This window comes from Atopobium sp. oral taxon 199 str. F0494 (genome assembly GCF_000411555.1).
Lineage (GTDB): Bacteria > Actinomycetota > Coriobacteriia > Coriobacteriales > Atopobiaceae > Lancefieldella.
Map to the genome: position 1 here is coordinate 711042 of NZ_KE150486.1, position 17230 is coordinate 728271.

Genomic DNA, 17230 nt, shown 5'->3' on the forward strand with positions numbered 1-17230 from the left:
TCTGTTGCAAGTATTTTCTTCACGTCTCTCTTCCTTATGCCGTATCCAAATTCCTTGCGGCCGTGTCAGACGTTTCGTGTAAAAATAACAGGGTACAAAAAGCTTCGTAGGCTTTTGCATATGCGAGAAGAACCACACACCAACGGGCGAAAGGTGTCCCGATGAAAAAACAATCGCAGGAATTTTTTGCAACCTGTCCTAAGGGCTTTGAACCGATGCTGGGACACGAACTTGCCCAGCTCAACATTGCTCAGGTACGACCACTCAGTGGACAGGTTTCCTTTTATGGCGAACTTGCTGACGCGTATCGCGCCTGCCTGTGGAGCCGGCTCGCTTCGCGGATTATTCTCGTGATTAACCGCGTTTCGGCGCAAAACGCCGATGAGCTCTACGAGGGCATCTCCCACATCGACTGGAGCGAACACATACCCCTTGGAGCGACTATCGCCGTTGAAGCCCACGGCTCAAACGAACAGCTTCGCAACACGCATTTCACCGCCGTGCGCACCAAAGACGCCATTGTCGATCAGCTCGCGGCGCGGCGAGGAAGTCGACCCCTGGTCAATACGCGCCTTGCGGACGTTATCATTGCGGTCCGTATTTCCAAGGGGCGCGCAACCATTGGCATCGACCTTACCGGTGAGCCTCTCTTCAGGCGCAATGCCGTCTCGGGACGTTCCACGCACAATCTTGCGCCGCTGCGCCCTGACTATGCCGCCGCCCTTCTCGCCGCGCACGGCATCTACAGCGGACAGGCCCTGTCAGACCTCCCTCAGCTTGTCTTTTCGGGCGCGGGCTCTCTCGTAGGAGAGCTTGCCGGCATCGCTTACGACAGAGCTCCAGGACTTCTGCGCAGCGCGTGGGGCATGTCGCGCTGGGGAGGCCACGACGCCTCCTCCTGGAAAGACGTACTGAGCGAGGCGCACGCACGCTCAGAGGCGGCTGGCGAGAAGCCCATCCGACTTGAGATTTCTGACACGCGCGGCGGCGCACGCACGACCGCCTGTCACCTGCTCCGCTCCATCGGACTTTCCGTCGAGCCCTCGTTCTTTTCTCCCACTGAGCTCGCCCAGCGCACCGGGGACACCGGTGTTATTGCGGATATCTCGTGGACAGGTTCAGAACCTGCCGTCCAGAGTGAAGCTCTCTCCGCACTCGCCTACCTAGCAGGTAAAAAGGTCACGGTTCTTGCGCTTGACGCCACCTGCGACAGCGCTCTTCGGCAACAGAGCGCCGCTGTAACACCAGTCATCATCGGCAGAACCGACGCGTGCATTCGTACCTACGCCGCGTCAGATAAGCTTGAGCCGGCCGCTGAGGTAAGCGTATGCGAAAAACGCGTTCCTGTGCTGGTAGATGCCTCGGATCAATTTGCCGCACGGCTCGCGAAAGTAGTCAAACTCAGAGCCAAGTGGGCTAAGCGAGAAGATATCAGCTGCTATCGCCTCTACGATGCCGATCTTCCTGATTACGCCGTCAGCATTGACTTGTATCAAAGCTGCACCTCCCCCGACAGATGGCTGCAAATCTCGGAATACGCGGCGCCGCGCACCATCGATGCGTCGTTGGCAAAGAGCCGCCTGCTTGACGTGCTTGCCATTGCTCCAGCTGCCCTTGATATCCCCGCCTCCCATGTTTCTTTGCGCGTTCGTACGCGCGCCAAGGGCGGGTCGCAGTACTCCGACGCGAGATCTGCTGCAGATACGACGCGCGCACAATCACTCCTTATCGATGAGGGCGGTCTGACGTTTGAGGTCAACTTTTCCCAGCGCCTTGACTGCGGCATATTCCTCGACCATCGCCAGACGCGCAGCATGATTCGGGAGATGATGAAGACGGCGGGCACCGCCAAGAGCTTTTTGAATCTTTTTGCGTACACAGGCACCGCAACCTGCTACGCAGCTGACGGTGGCGCACTCCATACCACCACGGTTGATCTTTCACGCCCCTCACTAGAATGGGCCAAGCGAAATATGGCACGCAATGGATTTGATGGCTCCGAACACGAATTTGTGCAGGCAGATGTCCTTGCCTGGATACGTGAACAACGGCACTCAAAGAACCGCTGGAACGTCATTTTCTGCGACGTCCCCACCTTCTCAAATTCCGCTCGCATGCGCAAAAATTCCTTCGATGTACAACGCGACCACGCCGAGCTCATCATTGGCATCTCACGATTACTCACACGCGGAGGCGAAGCACTCTTCTCGTGTAATCTGCGCTCCTTTAAGCTTGACGCCGAGAAAATCGAGCGAGCTGGGGTATCAATTGAAGACTGCACCCAAGAAACCATACCCGAGGATTTCAAGCGAAACCAAAAAATTCACCACTGTTATCGCGTGAAACGCGTCCGTTAATCTGCGCATATGATTTTGTCGATATGCCCGGGCAACCTATCGCCAGCGTTTGAAGGCTAGTCTTCTCATGCCCGTTGGGCTATTCTATCTACATAATCTAGACTGTTGTTTCTGGCCGTTGAGAGGGAAAATTCATGAGTGACGAAAAGTCGGCCGCACCTGTTCTTACCAAACACAAGAAAGTACGCAAGTCCACAGGTGTTCCCTTAAGCGCCGGTATGCTGCTGGTAACCCTCGGCATTGTATACGGCGATATCGGCACCAGCCCGATGTATACCCTCAAAGCCATCATTGCGGGCAACGGTGGCTTTTTCACCATGGATACCAACGTTATCCTTGGCGCCCTCTCGCTCATTATCTGGACGCTCACGCTGATTACCACAGTTAAATACGTCCTCATTGCCATGAAGGCGGACAATCACAACGAGGGCGGCATTTTCGCCCTTTATAGCTTGGTCAAACGCTGCGCCAAGTGGTTGATTATTCCGGCTATGATTGGAGGAGCGGCACTTCTCGCTGACGGCATCCTCACTCCGGCAGTCACAGTAACTACCGCCATCGAGGGCTTGCGCACCATTCCTGCCGTACACTCGTTTATCGGTGACGGACAGCAGATTGTCGTTGTAATTACCATCATCATTCTCTGCTCGCTCTTTGCCATGCAGCAGGCAGGCACCTCAAGGATCGGCAAGGCGTTCGGCCCCGTCATGACTCTGTGGTTTTTGTTCTTAGGCATTGCCGGCTTGATTAACATGGGAGCCGATTTTTCCGTGCTCAGAGCGCTGAACCCTATCCGAGGCATTACCTTCCTCTTTAACGGCAATCTGAACGCCGCCGGATTGATGGTTTTGGGCAGCGTCTTTCTCTGTACCACCGGCGCCGAAGCGCTCTATTCCGACATGGGCCATGTAGGGAAAGATAATATCTACGTATCCTGGCCTTTTGTAAAGGTATGCCTGATTCTTAATTATCTTGGTCAGGGCGCCTGGATTATTGCCAACCATACTGACGCCGGGCTTAATACCATCAATGACCTGAATCCCTTCTTCCAGATGCTTCCCGACGCGGTCAGGCCTTTCGCGGTAGTGCTCTCCACACTTGCGGCAATCATCGCTTCACAGGCGCTCATCACAGGCTCGTATTCCATCGTTTCGGAAGCGGTTCGTCTGGATCTCATGCCTCACATGAAAATCAATTATCCGTCAGAGACCAAAGGTCAAATCTACATTCCGCTTGTCAATACGATGATGTGGATTGGCTGCATAGGCGTAGTGCTTCTCTTCCAAAGCTCCGAGCATATGGAAGCGGCATACGGACTTGCCATTACCGTTACCATGCTCATGACCACTATTTTGCTCTACACCTATCTTGCGCGTATTCGCAGAAAACCCATCGTCGCCGTCGTTTTTCTGATATTCTTCGGCGCTATTGAAGCGATGTTTTTCTTCTCAAGCCTCACCAAGTTCTTCCATGGAGGCTACGTCACCGTACTTCTCGCCACGGCTATTTTCATCGTCATGTTTGTATGGCGCCGAGGCACCGCTGTCGAGCGTACGCAAAGCGTCTACCTGCCCGTCAATAAATATATCGATCAGCTGCACAGCCTTTCGCAAGACAACGCCTACTACCCGCTCGCTGACAACCTGGTCTTTTTGACGAACGATTCGTCATTTGACAAGCTTGACCGCGACATTCTCTATTCCATTTTGGACAAGCGTCCCAAGCGAGCCAAGGCGTACTACTTCATCAACATCTCCGTTACAGACAAACCCAACACGCGCGAGTTTGTCATCAACGATTTTGGCACCGACTTCCTTTTCAAGGTCACGCTTCGCTTGGGCTTCAAGGAAAATCAGCGCATCAACACCTATCTCTATCAGATTGTCGGCGACCTGATAGCCGGAGGCCAGCTGGCGCCGCAAAATCACACCTACTCAATCTATCGCGAACATTCCCAGATTGGCGATTTCCGTTTCTGCCTGCTGCGCAAGGTGCTTGCTCCGGAAACCGATATTTCAGGCTTTGACAAGCACTGCCTTGAGCTGAAGTATTTCATTCGCCGGATTTGCGGATCGCCCGCTCGTTGGTATGGATTGGAAAACTCCAGTGTCCTCTTTGAGTACGTTCCGCTGTTTTCCAAGGTCAAGCGGGAACACAAGCTCACGCGTATCGCCCTCGATACGGTTGTCGGCACAAATCCCTCATCCAAGGCCGAATCGCAGATGGATGAGCGTATTGCGGAAATTGAAGAGGATGACGATATCTTCTCCGCGGCTATGCATAAGGATCGCATTGAAAACGCTGCGGCCGTTCACGACCTTGTCGGCGGTGACACCGCCAGCTTCAAGCCACTTCAGCTTGACGATGAGGACGAAGAACTCGATGATGAGGAATCCGGTTCAGAGGAAATTCTCTCAGGCAAAGACGAGTAACCGACTTTTGCCTGCTTGACGAGTCTACGAGAGCGCCCACTCCAAAAAGCGTCCCTCGCCCGATTCCTCATTGGTATACGTCACAAAACGCGCCGCTCGCAAGACGCTTTCGTTTCCATTGCCCATGGCCACTCCGATGCCGGCAGATTGGAGCATTTCAGTGTCATTGTCGGCGTCACCAAAAGCGGCGGCAGTGTCACTCGAAATGCCCAGGTAATCGCAGAGCCATGTAAGCGCCGTTCCCTTGGACGTTCCGTGAGCGAGAATCTCCGCGCCCACGCCCATCGATGATGTGACATCAAATGCCCCTACTTCAGCAAAAGCCGCCTCTACCAGCGGACGAACATACGCGTCAGCATCTTCACTCCAATAAGACCCCAGGCGCTCTATATCATCGATAGAAGCGATGAAGTCTTTCGGGGAACCCTCATAGGGCGTACGGGATCTGAGCATAAACTCCTTATGATGTCCCGGAAGCCGGAAGAGTTTCATCTTCTCCCTGCGAGCATTATCGGTATACGCCCTTCCTCCCGTAAACACGTCAAACGTTACCGGCAAGTCTTTCATAAGCTCAAAAAGAGCCAGCGCGTCTTCTTTTTTGATGTGAGACGTATAGAGCGCTTCTTCCGTTCTCAAGTCAGTCACGGTAGCGCCGTCAGCGGTAATAGCATAGCGGGACGCGGGATGCGCAAGCACCTCATGCGGGAGCAAAGAAAGCGCGCGGCCGCTTGCCGGCACGAAGGGAATCCCCTGCTTAGCAAGACGATCAAGGATTTCAAGGTTCTTCTCGCTGATCGACTTATCACATGAGAGAAGCGTATCGTCCATATCGGAAAAAACAATGTTTACATAAAGTCCCGAAGATTCGCTCTTCATCCACTGGGTCTTTTTGGCAACGACTTCTGAAAGCGGAGTCATAGGTATTCAATGCCTCCCGTCAGATTCTGTACATATACGTGAAAACCTCTTCACGCTCCATATTGACCTGCACGTTCAGCTGACCGGCCAGCTCTTCCAGGTCCGTTTTGACTGACGAGAAGTTCGCGCCGTCAGAAAGCTCCACGAACATGGTCATGGTAAAAATGCCCGAAAGAATTGTCTGGGTGATATCCAAAATATTGACGTTTTGGCGAGCCAACGTCGATGCCACGGCCGCGACGATGCCCGGAGCGTCCTTTCCCAACACCGTTACGATCGCACGGTTCTTTGATGTTTCCTGAGCGTCAGCCACAAAGTCTCCTTGATACTAGTTCACTACAGCATAGCTACAACATAGAGTATTGTACGGCAGCGGCGCGCATCGCGAAGCGCGCAGGCGCACTTTGACACTGATAGAAAGACGAAATTTGGAGCAGCGAGTCCGCAGGTGCGGTTTTGGGCCGCAGAGAGGTGCTATGCTTCGCAGTACACGATGCCAAACCGGGACGAAAACTCAGACTTCACCTTGTCAGTCGACGTATGCAAAGCGACTGCCAGCTCATACAGAGAACGAGTGCTGGCCATCTTAAAAATACGTTCATGAGAAACGGGCGGCCGCTTGTTTTGCGCACGGGCGTTGTATATGCGGCTGCGAAACGTCTTGGCAATGCTTACGGCGTCTTCGCATGACCCCTCCCGAATGACCCGCTTGAAATGCGATTCTTCAAGAGAGCTATTATGCACATGAAAGGTGTCAAGGGAGATGAGAGGGTACTTGTCAATCAACTCTTCCGCTTCATCAAACGACATAACCGTGCGCAAGCGGCCCTCCTGCGTGCGAGGAAACGTTATCTGAATCGGGTGCTTGCTGCTGATGGGCACAAGTGTATACCACCCGTCACTTCCTTGAGCAACTGCTGAAACCTGACACACGCCCTGACCCGGATGCACTACATAGTCACCAACAGCATACATTGCGCGGCTCCCTTCGGATTACGCTCAGTATAGCAAAAAATTCTTTAACTAACTGTTTTACCTGCTGTTTTATGAATGGCGATATTCTTTGAACTAATCGATCATTTTTACCGATGTGATAACAGGCTGGTGCTCTTGTGCCACCGTTCCGTTACGGTCTTCAACTTGGGTATCTCTGCAGATGGCGTCAACAACATCCATACCATCGGTAACCTGGCCAAACGCCGCATATTGCCCGTCAAGCGAGGGATTGTCCTGATGCATGATGAAAAACTGCGAGCTCGCAGAGTTAGGCGCTTGCGAGCGCGCCATGGAGATGACGCCACGCGTATGCGAAATGGTATTGTTCACGCCGTTTGAACTGAACTCGCCTTTGATAGGCATGTCTGACCCACCCGTACCATTACCGTTTGGGTCGCCGCCCTGAATCATAAAACCGCTGATAATCCGGTGAAACGTCAAACCGTCATAAAAGCCCTTCTCGGCAAGGTGGGCAAAATTCGATACGGTAATAGGCGCTACACCAGCATTGAGTTCCACGGTAATCGTGCCGTATCCTTTAACCTCAATGGTCGCATGATGCTTGCCGGTAGCGTATGGGTCATCCTTCTCAACAAAATCGCGATATGACTTCTTTGTCTCTTGTTGCGTTTCCGATGTCGACGCGGCCGGTGAATCGCTCTTCTTGTTCGGCGCTGCCGTGCAGGCGGTTAGTGTTATCACGAGAAGCGCCACTGCACATGCCGTTATAGCAGCACGAACAGCGTTCGCTGCTTTTCTCGCCAAACTATTCATGAGCGCTCCTTCTTCTATCCGTTCCTATCCAGCGCACTGCTGCAAACATACTGCAAGCATGCTACAGACGCACTACAGACGTGAGTTTTTCTTACTGCGTTGCGCACGTAATAATCCAATTGACCAAATTTGTTGCCACATTACCCGTGCGTTCGGCAAGCACATGGCCCTTGTCCCACACTAAGGTGAAAGCCACATCTTTGACATCCTTGTAATGAGCAAGCGCCAGCCTCATATTTAGCGACGTGCAGATAGACGTTTCAGAGTTCTGGACGCCTTCGTTGATACGCCAGTACGGAGCTACACGAGTTGTAGCAAAACCATCAGCCGTTCCACTCAAAAAGTACAACGGATTAAAGAGGTTCACGCGCGTGGCAATATCATTTTCGAGCGTATCTTTGAGAGCAAGATCTATCTTCCACGCCTCTTCATAGTCTTTATTCCATCCCGTAAGCTGCGTGTAAGAATCGGTATTGGATGCGACCAAATCGCCCATAATCACATCAAAGTGCAGAGTGCTCTTTTCACCAATGCCAAAAAGCTGATTCGCGCGAGAACTCCGGTCGACGGAATCAAAGGCGCCCACGCCCAGCGATGCGGGACGCATGGCGGCAGAGAAATCCTTGAGGCTTGAAATGCTTACCGTCTGGCGATTCAAGTTATACGTCAACCACGCGCTCTTCTCGTTGAAAGAATTAAAGTAGTGGTCAGCGGTGTCAAAAATGGTGGACTGCACCTGCATGGCACCTGTAACCGATGCGGCAGCAGACTGCTGCTGGCTTTGCGTCTGCAACTGAGTCTGATCTTGCTTTTGATCTTCCGACTGCCCCTGCTGGTTCTGAGAGTCGGCACTCTTTGACGCGTCGTTTGGAAGCGCCGCAGAAGGAGTTTCTACACCTCGCGATTTTGCGAGGTTTGGATCACCCGGGAAAAGAGGATCATCAAAATACTGAGGCGTTGCCGTATAAGGAAAAGACGTATCACGGGCAAAGTTGTCAGCAGAGCGCTCCAGCTCCGTTTGAATAATCTTCGCGTAGGTTCCCGTACCATAAATACCGTTATTTGTTTGGTCAAGCCCAAGCTTATTCCCGTCAGCATCAAGAAGATCCATGGCGTTAATCCATTTACCGTAGGCTGTTGCGAGATCCGAAGAAAGCGCTTTTGTCCACAGTCCTTCAGCGCGAGAATCGCTGGTGACATACTGACCGGCAGACCACTCATAGGCCGCATCGGCCACATCAAACGACGTTGAAGGACACCAGGAAGCGCTGCCATAGAGCGCGTCCGAGAGTTCGTTTCCTTGTATGTCATGCATTGCGGCGCCGATTATAGCAAGGTAGGGCGAGAAGGACTCGCAATCTCCCGTTGACCCCAAGACAGCGCTCAAACCGCCGCCCGAACTGAACCCATAGGCAAATACCTTTGTTGCGTCTCCTGGCAATGAGCTGGCGTTATAGCGGAGGTAGCGAATGGCGGCCTTAAAATCAACAGCAGGCCAGGGCGAGCCTCCATCATACAAATCATCGGAACCGCTTGCCGAATCGTATCCCGCGCTTCGCCCGCGAAAACCCGTGTACACATAGATGCACCCTGCCTCCAGGTATGTGGAAAGCCCCTCATAGCTGTACTCGGTAGGACAGGCCTGCGGGCTTAAGGTTCCCGTATTGATTGGCATGGCAATGGGAGCCGTAGAAGCTGTAAAGCTGCCGACAACAGCCTTTTCTTGTACTTTGCACGTATACTTCTTGCCGTTTTTCTCGGCAGTAAAATACTTTCCCGGCACATAGATTGAAAGCGAGTTATATATTTTTGACGCCGGCTTCAAGCAATACTGCAGGCCAAGCTGATAGTAAACGTCATTATCCTCGTCATAATTCCAGGCGCCCATATCAAGCGTCAAAGACTTAAATTCTTCAAGATCTACCGAAGATGACGGCTTGTCATCGGAATCACTGCTTTTTTTCTGCTGCGGCGTACATCCCGCCATCGCGGCCGCCGTAGTCGTAGCTGCCAGTGTAAAAAACTGCCTTCTGGTGAAACCCATCATTTCCTCCTGAGGTCAGCTGAGGATACCGTCTTGCATGACACGTGACCCGTTGTATGTTCCCATAACTTATCTATTATATTTGACCTTACATACCTTTGCCCACACGTTGCAATAAAATCTCTTCGTGGGAATAAGGGCAAGCAGAACGGGCGAATGTTTGGTACAGACGCCCATACAGAGCTGTTTTGTATGGAACTCTCGTCAGGAAGTTTAGCGGGTATTGAGAAAAGAGTAAGGAGGATGCGCGCATATGGCTCAAGTTGCAAATCTTTTTGACATCATACATCTGAATAAAAAGCTTGCTGATAAGCATATTGCCGCCGAAGTTCACCTGAGGGACGCTTGCGGCAGACAGACCCTTTGGTTCGAGCTAAAAGACGTGGAAGAAGATACCCTTTCCCGCGCGCAGGACGTTGCAATTTCTTACTTTGCCGGTAAGGGCAAGCCCATTGAGTTTGACATTGCAAAGGGAATTAACTTTTGGATCAAACAATTCTAGACCGGTATCTTTTGGAGTCTTTTGAGTTCCTCCTCTTCCCTTTTTTCTTCTCCTTCTTTTTTCTTCTCTCTAAGGCTTTTTATGCTGAGACTTTTTCTTCTACGACTCTTCTTCTAAGAAATTTTCCCCTGGAGTCTCTTTCCAAGTTTAAAATTAGTCATTGACGGTGCTCATGAGTCTGGTATAGTAAATAAGCTTTTCAAAGCACCTATGGCTGGGTAGCTCAGTTGGTAGAGCAGGGGACTGAAAATCCCCGTGTCAGGGGTTCGATTCCCTTCCCCGCCACCAGGAATCTTTAAGGGATGCCTTTTAATTCGAAGGCATCCCTTTTAGTTAAAGTTATGTATTGTCTCCGAGTCCTTCTCACTCCAAAACTCTATGAGGAAATACCCGCTTACTATGCCCGTGACATGAAACTAATACATCAATGCTTTGCATCTTTAAACTGAAATACGAGACTCTAACCTTAACGAAGATGATGACCCTTGGTGCTTGTGCGAACAGCCTCTACTAACTGAAATACATCCATATCAAGCGCCTCGGCATACGAGTAAATCTCGCCAAACTTAAGTCCTCGCTCCCCGCTTTCTAACTTTGATATAAACGACTGCGGAACCTTAAGTCTTTTTGCAACGACAACCTGAGTCAGCCCCGCATTGCGGCGAAGCCTGCGGAGTGATTGCCCTACGAGTCTGTTTGAAATCTCATACATATTATGCACGTTAAAGCTGATAGCCTTAATAACCCAAATCAGGATATTCAGAGGTTTTCACAGACAAAAACATACCCCTGGTCTTTTGAGTAAGACGAGGGGTATGGGATGTGAATTGATACCTTTGTTTCTTTCACAAGTTCCTTGCTTTTGCGCAGCTTACCAAGACTGAGCTTAAAAACCGCCGCCTCCGCCGCCGCCTCCGAAGCCGCCGCCGCCGCCGAAGGACGCACCGCCGCCGAAGCCGCTTCCGGAACTATTGCTGGAGCCGGCAAGCGAAGCTGTGGATACTGCGTGAGAAGCTGCTACCGTATTTCCGACAGCGGCAATAGCGCTGTCACGCCCGAATGAATCGCCATAGTAATACCACCCGTACGTTGGCATAATGCGAGGATCTTCCAAAATCTCAGGACATGCTACCTTGAGCTGCTCGATTACTTTTTCAGAGACGCCCAGTGCAACAGCCATAACAAGGAGCTTGTTCCAAAGGATGACATCCTGAGGAATTGCTTCGTTAAGATGCGTAAAGTTCAAAAGCCAGTTTCTTAAAGCTTTTGTCTTGGCAAGTATCTCTATTCCCTCACGATTTATCTTGTCAAATCCTGTAATAGCCAAAACGGCAAAAACACCCACTAAGATAGCAGGTACAGCAATGAGCACTACATTAAGCAAACTAAGTCCTGTCGCAATTCCCGCAATACCTCCAAGGATAGCGAAGCCGAACTCTAAAACGGCAACGAATACCATTACGCCGACACCGTTAAAGGAAATGGAGTCTTCACTAAATCGGGACGTATAGCCATCTCTTACGGCATCTTCCCACTTGTCATAAGCTTCGGAAAAGCTCTCGGGATGCTCTTTTGCCACCTTTTTAATATCACCCAGAATAAGTTTGCTACCTGAATCATCACCATCAGAGAATGTATGGTCAGTCTTTGGCGCTATCGTTTTGAAGAAAAGATCAAGAGCCCTTGCATCAATCTTTTGCGCGTATGCAGTTACGCCCTCTGCAGAGCCGTATCCTCGACTGACCGGCACATCCTTAAGCTTAGTAAGACAGAAGTCATCTTTTGTACGCCCAAAAGCTCCCTTTACTTTTGCTTTGTCAAGACGAATTGACTTTTCGTCACTCAAACGCATGAGTGTTGCGGTCAGCGCTGATGAATCGATTTCTTCTCCCCTATAGAGCATACCAAGCACTGCAGGGTGATCTTCTGACGGCATATCCCTGAAATACTCGTCAGTAAAATTGGGAGCCATCACCTTGCGATACTTAGACCGCATACGAACAATAAGGAAAATGCCTCCTATTACAAATACAGCGGCAAGTACATAGAGGCCGTATATCACGATTCGGGCAACAGTCCTCTTTTGATTCGCCTTGTCAGCAAAACTCTGTTCTTCGGCAAGAATGGAGCTCAATTTGGTACCTGATACCGTTTGAGCTCCCGGCAGCCAATCAGTGGGAAATACGACACGGGCCTCAGCAAACTCCGATTCGCCAATTCCTGGGAACGTATAGGTAATAGTTCCACCTGAAATCGAAACGTTACCATCAAGCGGACCATGAGCCCATGCTCTAACGGTACCGTCTCCTGTGGTCGGATTTTGTCCGGCCGGAACCGGAAGGTTAATTGTGCAGGTAACGTTATCTGAACCGGTCTCCCAGCCATCTGAAACAAGCTTCCAGTAAATTTCGGAAGTATCGTCCCACTTTGTAGCAACATTGGTAAGCGTATAGGAAATCGTGATATCCGCAGTTTCATCGCTATGAGCGGAATAAATCTTCAGCTCCTTTACTGAATCTGAATTCTGCACTTCATAGCGCTCACCAAAGCCTGATTCATGACCCTCGTCAAGTGTTTTTGTGCCATAAGTATCCTTGACCGTTACGCCTGTAAAACTGACATCAACCGTCTGCCCATTGGCTTTGTTATATCCGTATGGAATTTTCCAATAGACTCCGTTGTAGCTACCGCTGAAATTAAATGTGCGCGTCTCTACTACATCTATCGTACCGTCTGAATTGACTGTTGCGTCGATGTGTACCCTAGAGACAGCTAAAGATTTGGCATACGCTGGTCGAACCGACATGATGCCGGCAACAAAGACGAAGGCCACGGTAACAGCAAGGGCGAGAAGCGCCTTTTTGCACGTTCCTGCAGTCATTTTGTGTGACATAGTGACTCCTTGAATAGGTGTTTCTATGATCGCTGACCTCTCAAGGATACCACCCGCGCGCGTCAATGGCAGATTCATCAGTAGTTTTTATGCGATTGAGAAATCGTGCACGAACATACCTGGATATCTGATTTCTATACACAGCCAAGTACTTCCTCATAGTCTACGGGCGGCAACCCTTTGTCCCATTCGTCACCTATTTCGTCTTCAAGACAGTAAGCATCCGAAGCTATGGTCACAGTACGAGAGCTTGTTTCTTCTTCAACAAAAGGCACGCTGTTAATATTTCTGCTTGTTCGCGATTCTCTTCCGCGGAAATCGTAAAGACATCCGTAACAAACCCCCATATCCTGGAAGAGTTTTTCTCCGCATCTTGGACAGACTTTCACATTGCACATCATATAGATGCCCCTTTCTCCGAGAGCTTTGCCGAGTATCCGCTGTCATAGTGGAGATATCTGAAACAAAATAGATTTCCCCTATCTCAAGCCAACTGCCAGCATTTGAAAAACGTTCCAGAGCGCAATACGCTTTTGGACAGGAGCGTATCTTTCCCAATGGAACCTCTCTAAACGATGCGAGCACTTCTCCATATTGAGACAGAAACGCCACATCAATAGGGTTTCTCATTCCAAATGTATGAATTGAGCGGCACCGCATAAAGACAACGCACGCGCCTTTATGCCTCTCGTGCAAAAGTCCAACCAGCCGCTCCCTATGTGTTTTCAAAAGACGAAATGTCAAACTTTTGCACAACGTATCGGAACTAAAGGTTACGTTTACCATCTAAACCACTACACCTGACTTGAACCTGTCGATAACAATCGTTTTTTCATGAGTAAGCTCAATGGGAGCACTGTAGGAAACAATGGGCAGATTAAGAGCCCGCGGCCACGGCCGAAACTTCAGTGTACAAATATACTTCGCATAATGAGGAAGAAAGCTGGACGTTATCGATTTTTCAGCCACTCCCCTGTCTTCACAGCAGACGGAAACGGAGCAGGTATTTTCTCGCCGCAGCGCTGTTGCTATCGCGCTCTCAAGCTCAGAACACATTGCGCTGGCGCTTATATTTTGCGCAGGAGACGCCGCTTGAGCAATAACGGTGTCCGAGCTCACCACGTCAAAGACAGCGCAGGCGTCGATAAACTCCATCAGATTGATAACAATAAGCGCTACTACAATCACAATAGGAATGAGAACTGCAAGCTCAACGGTCATCTGCCCTTTAGTATCTCGTATAGCTTTCATGTCACCCCCAAGAGTTTCCTGATATTGATTGTTATGGGAATAGTGCCTCCTGTAATGGGGATGGAAAGCTCAGCCAGGGTTATTTCAGGCGGAAGGTCTTTTATCGCCACCTTGCCAATCACCTTGGCATAGTCCATAAAGCTACCTTGCTCCGGCATATTTAAAATCGCTTCGCGTATAGTCGCTTCTTTCGAACACCCCGCTTGAGACAGTATATTTTCACTGTTTGTAAGAACGGGACGTTTCAGTCTCATGTCCACTGGCTGAAGACCAGCTCCTTCAAGCAGTTCAGCTATCTTGTTCTTGAGCCATTTACCTGCACCAGCAAAAACTCCATCAAACTTATCCAAAAATCCTGTTGCCTTTGAACCTATCGCTTTATAGGTAGAGCCATAAGAAACAAGGAGGCTGCCCCAAAGTTCAAAAATATTGTCCGCAGTAGTGCCTACAAAACCTGCTCGCTCTGACAGAGAGTCAAAAAAGTCCGCAAGCACATTGTTTTCCTTAGTCGCCTCGTCCGGGGCAAGAACGGCACCTGAAATTGCCACACCCCGAGGCAACCTCGAATGTGCCGAAAACACTGCCGAGATAGAACTTGCGGGCAGTTCGGTTTCCCCTCTTGTTGCGACGCCTACGCATCCCCATGCTCCAGGCGGGCAAAGCGTTGGTCGAATGACTGAAAGTTCTTCTAACGCCTTGGCAAAAAGATCTTTTGATTGTCGCGCGAGTTCTTTTACCTCTTCATCGGTTTTAGCGATTTCTTCTCGGGCGCCCTGATAAATCTTTGCCTCATCAGCCACTATTTTCCAATGATGCTCAAATCCATTTTCAATAGACGTTGATGCGGAAGCCACCTTACCCATATCATCAAAGCTAAGCTTGCAGTATGGACATGTTTCCACCTTCCCTCTATCGAGATCAGAAAATGAAGCGTAGCCTGTTATTGCCCCCTTTCTTCCGGGACAGTCCGCATCGCTATGAAGGACCGTTTTTCCTTCTTCCTCAGAACAAGGCCAGGATTTGTCCGTATACAGCGTTGTATCTTTTGTCTCCTGCATATTGCGGGGCAGGTTTGGAAACGAACATTCTACCGTCCCGTCTTCGTTTTCCTGGTAAAAGCCTTTGCAAACCTCCTGGTACGCGTAGCGATAAAAAGCTTTTCGACATGCAGAATCGTTTCTTTCTTCACCAGTGGCGCCGCCAATACTCTCATGGGATTCTCGCGTTTTGTAGTAGGCCCGAGCTCTTTTGAGAGGAACGCCAAAAGTCCACTCGTCAACCGAGGCGTATAACGGGTTATCCTGACCAGACAACGAAGCGAGCACGCTCGCGCGTTCATACATGCAGTAAGAAGGAGAGTTGCCGCAATCGGCCTTCCATGCCTTTTCCTTAGCTTCGTCTGCCTTCTTCTGCGCCTTCTCTTTTTGCTCTGTCTTCTTTTGGATTTCTTCGCTCTTTTTAACCATGTCTTCATCGTTTATGTCGGCATCGAGCGATTCAAAGTCAGATTTGGATTCCAACGGAAACGGTATAGCAGCTCCTGTATAGTGCAGTGATCCCTTCGAATTTGATTGTATACATGCGTAGGACTGCGCAGCGATAAGAGCTGGCATTACCTTCTCGAAAGATTTGAGCCCTTTGGCAACACTCTTTGCAAACTCTCGGCGAGACTTCAGAACCTCTCTACCCGCCTCAGTCAGTTTCCCTCCTGCCGCCTGAAAACCAGGGATGCATGAGACTATCAGACCAGCGCCAAGCGTTACGATTCCTGTAAGACCCATACTTAAAACACAGGCATCCAAAACAGTGGCCACCGTCGTATATTTCGCAACAACATTTTCTCCGGCGAGCGCGCCTGCATCAGCAATCGACTGAACCTCATAGGCATCAGACATGGTCTGCCCAACAGCTACCAACCCAAAAAGCAGCGCAAGGACGACAAGCAGCGTTGTTGCGGCGGCAATCGTTGTAAAGCCTCCCTCATCGTTAAGAAAGATGCTCATCAGTGGCGAGCAGGACTGTGTCTGCTCAACTCCACATGTGAATCCATTCTGCATAAGAGCCTCCAAGCCACTGAGGTCGAACCTTTTCCTGAACCTGTGCCGAAACGACATATCCACTTGCTCCGTTTTGACCTGTCAGCGACAAAAGCCACCCGACAGGTGGAACCGGGCGTAGATGACCCGTTATGTTGATATGCACCTCATGCGAGTCTTTCTGCAGTTCGATGAGCCAATCCTCCTTCCCCCCGGTGTGAAAGAGAGGTATCTCGGGTATGGCAGCAAGACGCCGAAGTACATACTCCTTGCATTGATCGCTATCCGTTGAAGTTCCATATAGACGTGCCGCTTCCGAAGCGGCCCCGCTCATGATGGTCTTGGTATACAAAATGCATACCGGCTGCAAAAGTAGGGCAACAAGTATCAAGATGATAGGAAGCAGCAGCGCCGCCTCAACGGAAGACTGGCCAGATATACCACACGCCACGTCATCGTCATACCGATTGTCATTGCTGTACGAGCCGTTAGCACTGCTTATTGCTCCAGTGCCGTGCATAACATCAGTACAAAAGAACATCTTTGAGCGTTGTGGCAAATCCTGACCGAAGCGCATGAGATGCCGCATCAACCGCCGCTTGTATCCAAAGTCCTGAACGCGCTGCATGCCACAGCGTAATAAGCGCAATGACCATCGATAAAAACGCGAAAAGTACGATGGCGTATTCAAGGGTTGACTGGCCACATTCATTTTCAATCACCCCTGCGCAATAACGTCTTGCATCTCTTGCGTAGTCATATGACATATGGCCACCTTTCGAACGGCATCCGTATCGGTTACTAGGCAGATATCAGTCCATCCATTGCCCTGAAAGATGCACCCCCAGGTTTTGCCCAGCACATCAAGGTATCCTGAAAATACCGGAACCGAATGCTCTTTTTCTTTATATAAATCCAACAGCTCTTCCCCTGCTTGCTGTAACGACTTTTTGGTCTCCCACGTTTGCTGTGGTTCTCCCATCAGCATGTTATGCAGGTAGTCAACAAGTCGCCTGTTCTCTGACGT

The 17230-nt window shown here is 50.3% G+C and carries 14 protein-coding genes and 1 tRNA gene; 4 read left to right on the forward strand and 11 right to left on the reverse strand.

Going from position 1 to position 17230, the window contains the following annotated elements; genetic code table 11:
- The first annotated feature begins 161 nt into the window (after nt 1-161).
- Both HMPREF1527_RS03155 and HMPREF1527_RS03160 read left to right on the forward strand, forming a co-directional pair.
- Nucleotides 162-2357, forward strand: a complete 2196-nt coding sequence (locus tag HMPREF1527_RS03155) for a class I SAM-dependent methyltransferase (RefSeq protein WP_016477253.1) — start codon at nt 162-164, stop codon at nt 2355-2357.
- Nucleotides 2358-2491: 134 nt separating this feature from the next.
- Nucleotides 2492-4789 (forward strand): KUP/HAK/KT family potassium transporter, encoded by a 2298-nt coding sequence (locus HMPREF1527_RS03160; RefSeq protein WP_016477254.1) that lies wholly within the window; start codon nt 2492-2494, stop codon nt 4787-4789.
- 24 nt (nt 4790-4813) lie between these two features.
- Here HMPREF1527_RS03160 and HMPREF1527_RS03165 read toward each other — a convergent pair whose 3' ends face one another.
- The 5 genes from HMPREF1527_RS03165 to HMPREF1527_RS03185 form a co-directional block, all read right to left on the reverse strand.
- Nucleotides 4814-5707, reverse strand: coding sequence for a Cof-type HAD-IIB family hydrolase (locus HMPREF1527_RS03165; protein ID WP_016477255.1), 894 nt, complete (start codon nt 5705-5707; stop codon nt 4814-4816).
- 19 nt (nt 5708-5726) lie between these two features.
- Complete coding sequence (locus HMPREF1527_RS03170) at nt 5727-6020, reverse strand: ACT domain-containing protein (RefSeq protein WP_016477256.1); 294 nt, start codon at nt 6018-6020, stop codon at nt 5727-5729.
- A 161-nt stretch (nt 6021-6181) separates the two neighbouring features.
- Complete coding sequence (locus HMPREF1527_RS03175) at nt 6182-6682, reverse strand: CarD family transcriptional regulator (protein WP_016477257.1); 501 nt, start codon at nt 6680-6682, stop codon at nt 6182-6184.
- A 93-nt stretch (nt 6683-6775) separates the two neighbouring features.
- On the reverse strand, nt 6776-7477 hold the full coding sequence (locus HMPREF1527_RS03180; protein WP_016477258.1) for a peptidylprolyl isomerase: 702 nt from the start codon (nt 7475-7477) through the stop codon (nt 6776-6778).
- A 91-nt stretch (nt 7478-7568) separates the two neighbouring features.
- Nucleotides 7569-9521 carry a subtype A tannase gene (locus HMPREF1527_RS03185; RefSeq protein WP_016477259.1) on the reverse strand — a complete coding sequence of 651 codons (1953 nt, stop codon included), beginning with the start codon at nt 9519-9521 and terminating at the stop codon, nt 7569-7571.
- Nucleotides 9522-9774: 253 nt separating this feature from the next.
- Between HMPREF1527_RS03185 and HMPREF1527_RS03190 the strand changes: the two genes are divergently transcribed.
- Nucleotides 9775-10023 carry a hypothetical protein gene (locus HMPREF1527_RS03190; protein WP_016477260.1) on the forward strand — a complete coding sequence of 83 codons (249 nt, stop codon included), beginning with the start codon at nt 9775-9777 and terminating at the stop codon, nt 10021-10023.
- Nucleotides 10024-10235: 212 nt separating this feature from the next.
- A tRNA-Phe gene (locus HMPREF1527_RS03195) sits at nt 10236-10311 on the forward strand.
- Nucleotides 10312-10489: 178 nt separating this feature from the next.
- Here the strand turns inward: HMPREF1527_RS03195 and HMPREF1527_RS03200 are convergent.
- The 6 genes from HMPREF1527_RS03200 to HMPREF1527_RS03230 form a co-directional block, all read right to left on the reverse strand.
- Nucleotides 10490-10735, reverse strand: a complete 246-nt coding sequence (locus tag HMPREF1527_RS03200; RefSeq protein ID WP_016477261.1) for a helix-turn-helix domain-containing protein — start codon at nt 10733-10735, stop codon at nt 10490-10492.
- A 174-nt stretch (nt 10736-10909) separates the two neighbouring features.
- The gene (locus HMPREF1527_RS03205) at nt 10910-12916 is read right to left on the reverse strand and encodes a DUF2207 domain-containing protein (RefSeq protein WP_016477262.1); all 2007 of its coding nucleotides are present in this window, start codon (nt 12914-12916) and stop codon (nt 10910-10912) included.
- A 786-nt stretch (nt 12917-13702) separates the two neighbouring features.
- Nucleotides 13703-14167 (reverse strand): hypothetical protein, encoded by a 465-nt coding sequence (locus tag HMPREF1527_RS03215; RefSeq protein WP_016477264.1) that lies wholly within the window; start codon nt 14165-14167, stop codon nt 13703-13705.
- Nucleotides 14164-16224, reverse strand: coding sequence for a hypothetical protein (locus tag HMPREF1527_RS03220; protein ID WP_016477265.1), 2061 nt, complete (start codon nt 16222-16224; stop codon nt 14164-14166). The genes HMPREF1527_RS03215 and HMPREF1527_RS03220 overlap by 4 nt, the downstream gene beginning before the upstream one ends.
- Nucleotides 16196-16744, reverse strand: coding sequence for a TadE/TadG family type IV pilus assembly protein (locus HMPREF1527_RS03225; RefSeq protein WP_016477266.1), 549 nt, complete (start codon nt 16742-16744; stop codon nt 16196-16198). The genes HMPREF1527_RS03220 and HMPREF1527_RS03225 overlap by 29 nt, the downstream gene beginning before the upstream one ends.
- Entirely contained in the window at nt 16728-16970 is a 243-nt protein-coding gene (locus HMPREF1527_RS03230) for a TadE/TadG family type IV pilus assembly protein (protein WP_016477267.1), read from the reverse strand. The genes HMPREF1527_RS03225 and HMPREF1527_RS03230 overlap by 17 nt, the downstream gene beginning before the upstream one ends.
- Nucleotides 16971-17230 lie beyond the last annotated feature (260 nt).

What these genes read in the sequence shown, in the direction of transcription:
- HMPREF1527_RS03155 (WP_016477253.1), top strand. Translation starts at nt 162, where the DNA reads ATGAAAAAACAATCGCAGGAATTTTTTGCAACCTGTCCTAAGGGCTTT.
- HMPREF1527_RS03165 (WP_016477255.1), bottom strand. Translation starts at nt 5,707, where the DNA reads ATGACTCCGCTTTCAGAAGTCGTTGCCAAAAAGACCCAGTGGATGAAG.
- HMPREF1527_RS03205 (WP_016477262.1), bottom strand. Translation starts at nt 12,916, where the DNA reads ATGTCACACAAAATGACTGCAGGAACGTGCAAAAAGGCGCTTCTCGCC.
- HMPREF1527_RS03225 (WP_016477266.1), bottom strand. Translation starts at nt 16,744, where the DNA reads ATGTTCTTTTGTACTGATGTTATGCACGGCACTGGAGCAATAAGCAGT.
- HMPREF1527_RS03230 (WP_016477267.1), bottom strand. Translation starts at nt 16,970, where the DNA reads ATGTCATATGACTACGCAAGAGATGCAAGACGTTATTGCGCAGGGGTG.
- HMPREF1527_RS03175 (WP_016477257.1), bottom strand. Translation starts at nt 6,682, where the DNA reads ATGTATGCTGTTGGTGACTATGTAGTGCATCCGGGTCAGGGCGTGTGT.
- HMPREF1527_RS03215 (WP_016477264.1), bottom strand. Translation starts at nt 14,167, where the DNA reads ATGAAAGCTATACGAGATACTAAAGGGCAGATGACCGTTGAGCTTGCA.
- HMPREF1527_RS03160 (WP_016477254.1), top strand. Translation starts at nt 2,492, where the DNA reads ATGAGTGACGAAAAGTCGGCCGCACCTGTTCTTACCAAACACAAGAAA.
- HMPREF1527_RS03220 (WP_016477265.1), bottom strand. Translation starts at nt 16,224, where the DNA reads ATGCAGAATGGATTCACATGTGGAGTTGAGCAGACACAGTCCTGCTCG.
- HMPREF1527_RS03200 (WP_016477261.1), bottom strand. Translation starts at nt 10,735, where the DNA reads ATGTATGAGATTTCAAACAGACTCGTAGGGCAATCACTCCGCAGGCTT.
- HMPREF1527_RS03185 (WP_016477259.1), bottom strand. Translation starts at nt 9,521, where the DNA reads ATGGGTTTCACCAGAAGGCAGTTTTTTACACTGGCAGCTACGACTACG.
- HMPREF1527_RS03190 (WP_016477260.1), top strand. Translation starts at nt 9,775, where the DNA reads ATGGCTCAAGTTGCAAATCTTTTTGACATCATACATCTGAATAAAAAG.
- HMPREF1527_RS03180 (WP_016477258.1), bottom strand. Translation starts at nt 7,477, where the DNA reads ATGAATAGTTTGGCGAGAAAAGCAGCGAACGCTGTTCGTGCTGCTATA.